This window comes from Escherichia sp. KTE96 (assembly GCF_000408525.1).
Classification (GTDB): Bacteria; Pseudomonadota; Gammaproteobacteria; order Enterobacterales; family Enterobacteriaceae; genus Escherichia; species Escherichia marmotae.
This window is the reverse complement of the sequence record NZ_KE137149.1, coordinates 2,208,191-2,219,969: the sequence shown is the minus strand read 5'-3', so window position 1 is coordinate 2,219,969 and position 11,779 is coordinate 2,208,191. Positions and strand designations below refer to the sequence as shown.

The window sequence follows — 11,779 nt, the reverse complement described above, 5'->3', positions numbered from 1 at the left end:
CCTGATAAACGTAGCGCATCAGGCAATCTAACATTTGTCATCTGTCCCATACTCCCCCGCTTCTCGCGGGGGAGTTTTCTGTTATTTCACTGCCTCATTCAACACGCTATCAAACTTATCCATCGGGCAAAATCCGTTGGCATCTATCGGGCAGCCAGTAAGTTCCAGCGTCACGCGCTGAGCAGGTGCTTGCAGGGTTAAGGCGTCGGCATTACGCAACTGCTGCGAACTCTGGTACACATACTCGATTTTCATCAAATCACGATTGGCTTTGCTGTCATGCCAACGCTGGAAGACAATCTTGCCACCAATGGGCGTACGTTCATTCTGGTCATGCAGTTGATACGGTTTGAAATCCAGCGCAGTGAGTAGCGAGGCAATGTTAGAGTCGTGTCCTACCAACACCGTAATCTTCGGCGCACTGGCGCGATCGGTGACCAGGGCTTTGTCGATGTAGCTCACCAGCGGTTTCGCGACATTGCGCGCCACTTCCGGTGAAGTAAACAGGCTATCCTGGTAACCGTTTTTCAGTTTCGACAACACCTTCCACTGTTGATCTGATTTGATCTCTCCCCAGGCCACCTGATCCATCGGGAAACCTTCGTAGTATTGCAAAGTAAACGCATCCACCAGCGAGTTGCCCACCTTCAACGGCCCGGAAACGCCCGGCTCTTGTTGATATTTCGCGCTAAAAGTATTTTTGCCATCCACCAGTGAACACTGCTGTTTTTCTTTACAAGCCGGAGAATCTTTATAGTTAACGATTTTTTCCAGTAGCTGGTAGCTGTCGGTAAGCTGGAGTTTACTCAACTCTTTTTCCATTGCTGCCACTGCCTGCTCGCTGAATGCAGCGGAATCATCGGTGATTACCGGGTTAAAGGTTGGGTCCATCGTGCCCATTTTTTCCTGATGATGAACAGGAATATCACACCCCGGGAATGCGCCAGTAATAAAGAACTGCGCAGTGGCGACGGTACGTTGCAGGCTGTTCGCGTAGGCGTAAACGGTGTCCGGTGGCGGACATTCGCCCGATTTCACCATCCCCTGCTCTGCCAGCCATTCACGCATGTAATGGCCCATATACACTTCCAGCACGCCGCCTTTGGTGGTGAGTTGCCCTCCGGGGACATCCCATTGCGGCCATTTATTCGGCGTGGACTGCTCAAGCACGCTGCCATTATTTGCCAGCGGCGCACGTAAGTTATGACGGCTCATGAGTAGCACTTGCTGTAGCTGATAGCCTTCCGGCACTGTCTGTGCCTGAGCATTCGAAGAGAGTAAAACCATTCCAGCCACGGCCGCAGCGATTAGCGTTTTTTTCATTCCCATCACCTCTTTAGTTATCAATCAATTAAGAGTGTGACAGAAATATGGCATTTTTCCGGGAACCGGTTCGCAATTTAGCAGATGACGAGGCGGAAAACCGTCAGGCGATAACGGACAGTAGCTGCACTATCGCCTGGTTTGTATCGTTAAACTAATATCTGAAACAGCACGGCAAAAAGAATGATATTGGCAATGACAATGGCCCAACCGTTATAAAGCATATATTTCAGGTGAGTAGATTGTGCCAGCCCCATTTGGCCAAACATATCCGATGAAGGGAAAGGCCCAAACCAGTCCACTTGCGATGAAGCTAACAATACCGCCGTTGTACCCTGTGGCGGTACACCTGCAGCCATCAACATCGGGCCAAATATTTTGTGCGTAAAAGTCATCTGAGCCACTGCGGCACCAGGCACATGACCGATAATGTTAAAGGCAAAAATACAGAAGCAAAGCCATGCCGGAGATATCCCGGTTAACAGGGGTTGGGTATATTCGAGCAACCCCTGATACGCCTGTAGGCTATCCATAAGTTCCAGAATCGGGTTATACAGCCAGTAGAGCAGAAACATCCACACCAGCCTGCCACACCCTTTATACAGCGCCTGCAAGATCCCGGTTGGACTAAACCCTCCCACCAGCCCGGTGACCAGAGCCACCAACAACATAACGATAATGGCAAAACTAAAACCTGCTTTTATCACTACGCCAATAACCGCCATAACAATAATGGTTGCTGCAAATGCCAGGGCGCTGAGCTTGCGACGGCGATCGCGTGCGGGATCTTCTTCTTCCTGCGTTTTCTCTGAAAGATCGACGTCGTAATGCAATTTTCCTTCCGTCATCTTCTGAATTCGCCCGGCCATGATCCAGCCTGCGAATAACGTCACGGCGCTCATTGGTAACCCGACGTACATCAGATATTGCGGATAAGTCAGGCCGCCGAGTTGTAAAATCGTCACTGTGCTGGGGGTAAAAGGCCCGGTAAACAATCCCACTGACCCCGCCGTCATCATCAGTGCCGCCACCGTGGGAGGTGTAAGCCGTACTGCTGCTGCCACAGGAATAATCACCGCAACAATAATGGCATTGCCACCCGCCATAGTGCCCAGCGCGCCACAGATGAGAATGGAAGAGATGACGATGCCAAATTTGACCCGTGTCTGGCTGGAAAGCCCGATCCGATGTACCACAAATTTGACCAGTTCAACGGCCGCTCCGGTACGTGTTGCCACTTCACCGACGCCTGCGCCAAGCATAATGATCAGTCCAACAGTGGCGATAAACGATCCTGTCGATTTTGCCAGCATGGTGCCCATTTCTGGTAAACCGGTGGAAGTCATTATCATCGCAATAATAATGGATGAAATAACCGCCAGAACAATATCGACGCCTATCAACGAGAGCACCGCTAACGCCACCAACGGTGTGAAACCCAGCAGTCCGAGTTCATTACCTGGACGCCCCTGACACCAGAACGCTGTCAATAAAAAAATAACCAACAGTAAGCCAATAATGACATTCTTTTTGGTGATATTTTGTCTGGTTAGCAAACCACCAGCGAGCATTGAGTCACTCATATAACTCCTTAACCCCATCGAATCGACCGTCAATATCAGCCGATGTATTTGGACAGCTCAGAAAATATCCCCCCTCGTTATTATTGTTGGCAAAATGCACTGAGGGTTTGTCCGGGTACTACAGGTATTATTCTGAGTTCGTAATTAACCCCTTTTAGGTGGGCAAATAACGCATTGTTACCAGAACAGGCGTTACAGATTAAATTTATGTTAACTTGGTGTTACCATGAAATGACTTTTTATCTATCGTCTATAACTCTGGGTTAACTCTTAATGAAACTGCGCCACCTGGAAATCTTCTATGCCGTGATGACATGCGGAACACTTTCACGTGCAGCGGAATCGCTGAATATTTCCCAACCGGCCGCCAGTAAAGCGTTAAAAAACGCTGAACAAAAACTCGGTTTTCAGCTCTTTCAGCGAGTTCGTGGCAAGCTTCTTCCAACCAGCGAAGCGATCACACTTTTTGAAAAAGCGCAGTCGATTTATCACGAACTCGATAACCTGCGACTGCTGGCCGATAACCTGACGCGAGATCCCCGAGCCAGAATAGCCCTGGGATGCCTGCCAAGCCTGGGATTAAGCCTGGTGCCCGAAATAGTCACTGCGTTTTACCAGCAGAATGCAAATCTGGTAATGACACTGACGACAGAGCACACTGAAACGTTGGTTAAAAAACTTGATCTGCGTGAGATTGATCTGGCCCTGACGCTACAGCCGATTCAACAGGGGGAGATTATGACGACACTGATAGCCGAAGTTCCGCTGGTTTATATCGACCGGGACTATCGCCAGGGCGCGGTAGAAATAGACAAGATTGACCAACAACGCTGGATTTCTCCTGGCCCACATTCCCTTTCCAATGCCATAGCCAAACGGCGTGATTTTTTGACAACGCGCCTGAATGTCCAGACCTATTACATGGCGACTGAATTTGTAAAACGAGGAATGGGATGCAGTATTACCGATATTTTCTCTGCCCGTCATAACCTCCCGGCAGAAACAATTCACCCCATCGAACCACCAATGAAAATTGATCTTTGTTTGCTACGTCGTGCCGACGTGTCACTTAGCCCCATTACACAAAAATTTGTTGATTTCCTCTGCCAGCAATTACGTCAGCAACTGCGAGCCATTAACCTTGAGTTATACCCTGAAAATAAAAAGTCAATTGCTCCTCAGGCCTAAATGTTTTGACATAACCCCAACGCATTTATTAGCGGTGGATATCTCAGGTGATGAAAAAACGCATTGTAGTTATTGGCGGCGGGGTCATTGGTCTGGCGACAGCATGGGTCCTGGTAAAACAGGGCCATCAGGTACAATTGTTAGAACGCAACAGCCAGGCAGGCGTCGCTACCAGTTTCGCTAACGGTGGGCAACTCAGTTATCGTTACGTTGCCCCTCTGGCGGATAAAGGCGTACCGATGCAGGGGCTTAAATGGATGGGGAAAAGTGACTCTCCACTGAATATGCGTTTGCGCATGTCATTAAGTCAGTGGCGCTGGTTGCTGGCGTTTTTACTGGCCTGCAATAACCGGACAAATAAACTCAATGGCGATCATATTTTACGCTTATCACTATTAAGTCGTCAGGTAATGGAAGCGTGGTTGCTGGAGGATAATCTTGATGATTTCCACTGGCGCCGTTCTGGCAAACTGATTATTCATCGCCGCCAGCAAGATTTAGCCAAAGCGGCAAAAGGCATTAATCCGCATTTTCAACAGACTCTATTACGCGAAGAGTGCGTTCATCTTGAACCCGCACTAAAACATATTGGTAATTCCCTGTGCGGTGGTATTTATTCTCCCGGCGATGAAACGGCGGACTGCTATAAGTTCTGCCAGGCATTACTTGCCAAACTTAATGCCAGCGCGAATTTTTCGCTACAGACCGATTGTGAAGTTTTGCAGTTGAATAAAAAAGGTGAGCGCATAGTCTCCATTACCACCAGTACAGGAACGCTGATTGCTGATGATTATGTCGTTGCCGCCGGAAATGGCAGCACACATTTACTTACCGAAACCGGAATTCACGTACCGCTTTGCGGTCTGAAAGGTTACAGTCTGACACTCCCTTTCCCACAAAAAATGGGGATCGCACCGCAAATCAGTGTCACCGACTATGGTCATAAAATTGTCTATGCCCGACTCGGTGACCGGTTGCGTATCGCCGCCATGGTCGATATTGGCTATGACGGTAATGAACTGCGCCCTGAACGCATTGATGCCTTAAAACAGATCGTAGCCTCCAGTTTTCCGCAACTGCAAGGTATCGATGATGCCGAATTATGGACAGGTATGCGTCCATCCACTCCTGCGGGTCCGCCACTATTAGGACGGGCGAAGTATCAAAATCTCTGGATGAATCTTGGTCAGGGCAGTCTGGGCTTCACGCTGGCGGCAGGTAGTGCTGTGGTGTTAGGCGCTCTGCTGTCGGGCGAAGATCCTGCAATTTCACTTGATGGACTGACATGGAGCCAATCAGCTTGAATATCAAACGTAATAACCCACAGCCGCGTCTGGCCGCCAGCGTGGAATATAGCAACCTTGTTTTTCTCTCCGGCCAGACACCGAAAAGCAATACCCCAGACATCGCGCAACAAACGCGCGAAGTGCTGGAAAAAATCGACGAATTACTTGCAGCGGCTGGCAGTGATAAATTTCATATCTTATCCGCGCAGGTATGGATAAAAGATATCACCCGCGATTTTGCCGATTTCAACGACGTATGGGTTAGTTGGATACCAGAAGGATATAGCCCAGCCCGTGCTGCCGTACAAGCTGAGATGGCTCGCCCGGAGATTCTGGTTGAAGTGATGGTCACGGCAGTAAAAGCAAGATAAGTTCCCCGTTTTCAGCCCCCTGGCAACGTAGTCATGGGGCATCCATGAAGGGTAAACGCCCCCCTCTTTTACCTGCCAACATTCAGGCTGAAAATATCATTTTTAGTTATGTTTCGTCACAGACCTACGATTTTTTCTGATTTCCCCTACACTTAACACTGATACCTTGTCAGGGGTTTCCCTTTGTCTGTATTGATTTACGCGAGATAACGCTATGGAATTAAAGGATTATTACGCCATCATGGGCGTGAAACCGACGGACGATCTCAAGACAATCAAGACCGCCTATCGTCGACTGGCCCGCAAATACCATCCTGATGTCAGCAAAGAACCCGATGCCGAAGCCCGCTTCAAAGAGGTCGCTGAAGCCTGGGAAGTATTGAGTGATGAACAACGTCGCGCTGAATATGATCAGATGTGGCAACATCGCAACGATCCGCAATTTAACCGTCAGTTCCAGCATGGTGACGGCCAGAGTTTCAACGCCGAAGATTTTGACGATATCTTCTCATCAATTTTCGGTCAGCATGCCCGTCAGAGCCGCCAGCGCCCGGCCACACGTGGCCACGACATTGAAATCGAATTGGCGGTATTCCTTGAAGAAACGCTTACTGAGCATAAGCGTACCATCAGCTATAACCTGCCGGTTTATAACGCCTTTGGCATGATCGAACAGGAAATCCCGAAAACGCTGAATGTGAAGATCCCGGCGGGTGTCGGCAATGGTCAACGTATCCGCCTGAAAGGCCAGGGGACGCCGGGCGAAAACGGCGGTCCGAATGGCGATCTGTGGCTGGTGATTCATATTGCGCCACATCCGTTGTTTGATATTGTCGGTCAGGATCTGGAAATTGTGGTGCCGGTTAGCCCGTGGGAAGCGGCACTGGGAGCTAAAGTCACCGTTCCAACACTGAAAGAAAGCATTTTGCTGACCATCCCACCAGGCAGTCAGGCCGGACAACGATTGCGCGTTAAAGGTAAAGGTCTGGTCGGTAAAAAACAGACCGGCGACCTGTATGCGGTGCTGAAAATCGTCATGCCGCCGAAACCTGATGAAAACACTGCTGCGCTGTGGCAACAACTGGCAGACGCCCAGTCGTCTTTTGATCCACGTAAAGATTGGGGGAAAGCATAATGGCTAACGTTACGGTGACTTTTACCATTACTGAATTTTGCCTGCATACCGGCATTTCTGAAGAGGAGTTGAATGAAATTGTCGGTTTAGGCGTAGTTGAACCGCGTGAGATTCAGGAAACGACCTGGGTGTTTGACGACCATGCCGCCATTGTGGTGCAACGCGCGGTACGTCTGCGTCAGGAACTGGCGCTTGACTGGCCGGGGATCGCGGTGGCGCTAACGTTAATGGATGATATCGCACATCTGAAACAGGAAAACCGCCTGCTGCGCCAACGGCTTTCCCGGTTTGTGGCTCATCCGTGAGTTTGTTGCCTGATGCGACGCTTAACGCGCCTTATCAGGCCTACAAAGATCAGATCACTGTTCCGTAGGCCGGATAAGGCGTTCACGCCGCATCCGGCGGCTGTGCCATAATGCTTGATGCGACGCTTAACGCGTCTTACCAGGCCTACAAACGGCATTATCTGTTTTGGTTGTCGCACTCCACCAGCACCAGCAATAACTGGCTTAGTGTCACGTAAAAACCAAAGCTGTCATACTGACGGCAACGCGTTACAAATTCCGGTAGCCATGATCGCAGCGCCGCCAGCGTTTTTTGCCGTAAGCTGTTGATTTTTTGTGTGGTAACTTTCCCTTCCCCCAGTGAAAAATGCAGATAGCTCAACAACTCAAGATAAATCGCCAGATGATCTGCCGGTTCGTTGAAGTTGCTACTGGTTTCCATGCCCGCCTCAACCAACAAGTGTTTAATCTCTTGCTCGTCCTGTTTGTAGGCCGATGCATACGGCAGCGCCGCTTGCTTGTCGGTCATCAGAAACAGGCCGCAAAAATCAGCGGCCAGTTCCAGACGGGCGTCGTTACGTACCACCAGGGCAGCAATGCTTTTCTCCAGCTCGTCCACCGCCGCAGCCAGCGGCGGTTCGCTTTTCAGCAAAGAAAACCATTCAGCCATCTCCGCACTGGCGATTTGCGTCAGTTGTTCATCGTCCAGTTCACGGGAAAACAACTGTGCCAGCCAGGCGTAGACGCAGGCAGTCTGTTGTGCCGTCAAGGAAGTCATGATTTCACCTGCGACGCCGGAACATATTCGCACTGCGCCACCATTTCGATGGGGCCGCTAAACGCCGTCACCTGATCCACTGTGCTTGTGTATTTTTCGATTTCCACCAGTGTGGTATGCGCACTGGTCGCCTGCGCCAACTGTGAGGTGCCGATGTCAATGGTCAACACATTGGGGTTACCGTATTTGCACAGCGCCCCTGGCTCGCCGTCTTTATCCGGATCGTACCATGCCCCTTCGTGAATTCGCGTCACACCGGGTGCATAACGGTCAGAAACGACTGCCCCTGCTAACACCTGACCGCGATCGTTAAAGACGCGTACCACATCACCGTGACGAATGCCGCGCGCACTGGCATCCTGCGGGCTAATAAAGACAGGCTCTTTACCCCCCACCGTATACTGCTGACGCAGAGTTTCCGACTCACATAACTGCGAGTGAAGTCGAAAATCCGGATGCACAGATTGCAAATGCAACGGATATTTCTGCGAGCCTGGCCCACCGTGGGAGCGTTCGATTTTCTCAAACCACATCGGATGCCCCTGACAATCGTCATAGTTCATGTCAGCGATGGTTTTCGAATAGATCTCAATCAGGCCGCTCGGCGTCCCCAGCGGTTCGAGATCCGGATCTTCACGGAATGCCTGGTGGCGAACAAACATCTGCGGGTGGTCAAACTCGACGTACTCTTTGTTATTCCAGAAGTCATCAAACGCTGGTAGATGAACGCCGCGTCCTTTGCCCTGTTGTACACCTTCCTGCCAGATGCGTTTCAGCCAGCCCATTTCATCCAGCCCTTCAGTAAAGGCTTCTTCACGATTAAAGCGACGGCACAGCTCGCGGAAAATATCAAAGTCGTTGCGCGCCTCAAACTGTGGCGGCACCACCTGTTTCATAGCGATAATTCCACGGTTGGAGTGGTTGCCGTACTGGTCGAGATCGTTACGCTCAAACTGCGTGGTCGCAGGTAGCACGATATCGGCAAAACGGCAGGTTGAGGTCCACTGGTTATCTATGGCGATAACCGTTTCCAGCTTACGCCAGCCTTCGATAATACGGTTGATCTGCTGATGACGATGGAATGGATTAGTTCCGGCAAAAATACACATTTTCAGCGGCGGCAGTTTTACCGATTTACCGTTCCAGTTGATCACTTTCCCTGGTTCGAGGATCGCATCGACAAAACGGGCAATCGGAATGGTGCTGCTATAACCTTTGTAGTCGCTGTTGTCGTGAACAGGCGGAATCGACGTTGAACCGGAGAAACCGCTCAGAATAACGCCTTTACGCCCCGGCGTACCTGCGCCGTTATAGTGCCAGCCAAAACCAAAGCCACCGCCCGGCAGGCCAATTTGTCCCAGCATCGCTGCCAGAACCACAACCATCCACGCCCACTGTTCACCGTGCTGCATACGCTGTACACACCAGCCAGCAATGATCTGTGTTCTGTTCGCCGCCATCTGCCGTGCCAGCGCACGAATTGTTTCGGCATCAATACCAGTCAGTTTTTCAGCCCATACGGCATCTTTCGGCTGACCGTCTTTCTCGCCCAGCAGATACGGCAGGAACTGCTCAAAGCCCACGCAGTAGTTGGTGAGGAAGTTTTTGTCGTACAGATTTTCGCTGTACAGCGTATACGCCAGCGCCAATTGCAGCGGCACATCAGTTTGCGGGTTAATCGCAATGTGCTTCACATACTCACGCCCCAAATACTCGTGAGTTGACGTCACGATCGGATCGATGCTGATGACTTCAATTTCACCAGCAGCAACTTTCGCTTTTAGCTGCTCGTAATATTCATAAACGTCATGATCCGGGCACCACCAGTTCGCCTGCTGGTTTTTCAGCAAATCGGAGCCCCACAGCACAATGGTTTTGCTGTTCTGCAATACCAGCGGCCAGGAGGTTTGCTGTTCATACACTTCCATCGAACCAACCACACGCGGCAGGATCACCTGCGCAGCACCGGTAGAATAGTCACCACCTGTACCGACACTATTGCCATGCAGTGCAATGGCTTTCGCCAACATACCGGAAGCATTGTGGAACATCCCCGTCGATTGCCAACCGCTGGCAGTCAACAGGGCGCTCGGACCGTGCGTTTTCTGCACACGTTCCAGCTCTTCATAGAACATGTCGAGGGCTTCATCCCAGCTCACGCGCACGAAGCGGTTATCGCCACGCTGGGATGTGTCGCTCAGATGGCGCTTACGTAGCCAGTCCACGCGTACCATCGGGTAACGAATACGCGCCGCGTTGTGTACGTGATCCGGCAATCCGGCGATCATTTTCGACGGATATTTATCCAGTTCGAACGGTTTTGCCGCCACAAAGCGACCATCCTTCACCGTCGCGCGGATAGCCCCCCAGTGCGACCCGGTCAGAATGCCCTCTTTCGAGGTGACCGCCTCAGTAGCCGCTTGCGCCGCATTCACACGGCGCGGCGTTAACAGTGACGGCCCCAGCATCCCGGCGATAGTTAAGCCGCCGAGTTGCGCCAGAAAACGCCGACGTGATGCCTGAAAGAGATCGTTATTCTTCATTATTTTTCTTCCTTCTTATCGCCGTGAACCTTGCCTGCAGTGTCGGACGCATTCATTTGCAGATATTTCAGCAAGGTGCGTTCTTCACGTTTATCGAGGCTGGTAAAGCCAATCATGCCGTTGAGCGTGCCAATCCAACCGTTAGCGTCAAAGTGGGAGATTTCCGGTGCGCCGTGGCACTGATTACAGGTGCCGTTGTACAGCGAATCCGCATAAGCCCAGATTGGTTTGATGTTGTTCACCATGTCGCCTTTCTTCATCCACGCAGTGGCCTGCAACTTGCTCCACTCGGTATTGGTATCGGTCACGGTGGTTTTCTCCAGCGTTTTCACCTGCTGCTGAACATCACCACGAATCGAGGCAACAAAGATGCGTTTGCCTGGGAACTGGGTGAGTACACGCTGACGTCCGGCACTTTCCGTCCAGCCGGTAATTTCAATTTGCAGCCAGTCGCCGTCACGTTTAAGGACTTTCACTTCTGAGGCAGGCAGCAGAGAACCAGACGCCTCTTTATCGCCTTTCGCCGCATAAATCGGCTTGATATCAATGGAGTACAGCGTGTCACCACTGTCATCAGCACTGGCGCGCAGCTCGTCGAACTGCTTACGGAAACCGCTACTCATATCCGGCAACTGGTGGGCAATACCTTTATGACAGTCGATGCAGGATTGGTTATCTTTCGCTGCCACCTTCATCTGACGCGCCGCTTCCGGATGCTGCTTCGCATGATCCATCGCATCGTAGTTATGACAGGAACGGCAGGTTGCCGAGTTGTTTTCTTTCATTCGCGCCCATTCACGCTCGGCAAGTTCCGCTCGTTTGGCTTCGAATTTCTCAGGTGTATCAATGGAGTGGGCAATAAAGGTTTGGTAAATGTCGTTGCTCGCTTCCAGTTTACGCTTCACCATGCCCGGAATATCCGGCGGAATATGGCAGTCATGGCATTCGGCACGCACGCCAGAGGCGTTCTGGAAATGCACCGAGTGTTTATATTCTTCATACACCGGTTGCATACTGTGGCAACTGACACAAAATTCGGTTGTGCTGGTGACTTTAATCCCAACGTGAGGCAACACAATCAGCGCGATGCCAATCACAATCCCAATAGCGACCAGCGCCAGCACCGACCAACGAGCACTGGGTCGGCGTAGCGCATTCCAGAGTTTCCGCATAATAGCCCCTGTAAAATTAAGGTTTAGTGAAGTGATCTTAATGAGCAAATATGAACAGCGGCACTGGTCAGGATGAACGGCTTACGGCAAAATATGAACAGATATGAACAGAATGA

At 50.9% G+C, this 11,779-nt stretch carries 10 protein-coding genes; 5 read left to right on the top strand and 5 right to left on the bottom strand.

Going from position 1 to position 11,779, the window contains the following annotated elements; all coding sequences use genetic code 11:
- Positions 1–81: 81 nt before the first annotated feature.
- Both agp and A1WG_RS04375 read right to left on the bottom strand, forming a co-directional pair.
- Positions 82–1,323, bottom strand: a complete 1,242-nt coding sequence (gene agp, locus A1WG_RS04370) for a bifunctional glucose-1-phosphatase/inositol phosphatase (RefSeq protein WP_001516155.1) — start codon at positions 1,321–1,323, stop codon at positions 82–84.
- 149 nt (positions 1,324–1,472) lie between these two features.
- On the bottom strand, positions 1,473–2,906 hold the full coding sequence (locus A1WG_RS04375) for a hypothetical protein (protein ID WP_001516154.1): 1,434 nt from the start codon (positions 2,904–2,906) through the stop codon (positions 1,473–1,475).
- A 273-nt stretch (positions 2,907–3,179) separates the two neighbouring features.
- On the opposite strand from A1WG_RS04375, the gene A1WG_RS04380 reads away from it, so the two are divergent.
- The 5 genes from A1WG_RS04380 to cbpM all read left to right on the top strand — a co-directional run bounded on the left by A1WG_RS04380 (position 3,180) and on the right by cbpM (position 7,191).
- Positions 3,180–4,094, top strand: coding sequence for an HTH-type transcriptional regulator AdmX (locus A1WG_RS04380; protein ID WP_000776564.1), 915 nt, complete (start codon positions 3,180–3,182; stop codon positions 4,092–4,094).
- A gap of 50 nt (positions 4,095–4,144) precedes the next feature.
- Positions 4,145–5,398, top strand: coding sequence for a D-amino acid dehydrogenase (locus A1WG_RS04385; protein WP_001516153.1), 1,254 nt, complete (start codon positions 4,145–4,147; stop codon positions 5,396–5,398).
- A complete protein-coding gene (locus tag A1WG_RS04390; protein WP_024191856.1) occupies positions 5,395–5,751 on the top strand; it encodes a RidA family protein in 357 nt (118 codons plus the stop codon). Before A1WG_RS04385 ends, A1WG_RS04390 begins: the two co-directional genes overlap by 4 nt.
- 214 nt (positions 5,752–5,965) lie before the next feature.
- A complete protein-coding gene (gene cbpA / locus A1WG_RS04395; RefSeq protein WP_001516151.1) occupies positions 5,966–6,886 on the top strand; it encodes a curved DNA-binding protein in 921 nt (306 codons plus the stop codon).
- Entirely contained in the window at positions 6,886–7,191 is a 306-nt protein-coding gene (gene cbpM / locus A1WG_RS04400) for a chaperone modulator CbpM (RefSeq protein WP_000024563.1), read from the top strand. The genes cbpA and cbpM overlap by 1 nt, the downstream gene beginning before the upstream one ends.
- A gap of 157 nt (positions 7,192–7,348) precedes the next feature.
- Here cbpM and torD read toward each other — a convergent pair whose 3' ends face one another.
- The 3 genes from torD to torC are packed head-to-tail and all read right to left on the bottom strand — an operon-like array spanning position 7,349 to position 11,663.
- Positions 7,349–7,948 carry a molecular chaperone TorD gene (gene torD / locus A1WG_RS04405; protein WP_001516150.1) on the bottom strand — a complete coding sequence of 200 codons (600 nt, stop codon included), beginning with the start codon at positions 7,946–7,948 and terminating at the stop codon, positions 7,349–7,351.
- Positions 7,945–10,491, bottom strand: coding sequence for a trimethylamine-N-oxide reductase TorA (torA, locus tag A1WG_RS04410; protein WP_001516149.1), 2,547 nt, complete (start codon positions 10,489–10,491; stop codon positions 7,945–7,947). Before torA ends, torD begins: the two co-directional genes overlap by 4 nt.
- A complete protein-coding gene (torC, locus tag A1WG_RS04415) occupies positions 10,491–11,663 on the bottom strand; it encodes a pentaheme c-type cytochrome TorC (protein WP_001516148.1) in 1,173 nt (390 codons plus the stop codon). Before torC ends, torA begins: the two co-directional genes overlap by 1 nt.
- Positions 11,664–11,779 lie beyond the last annotated feature (116 nt).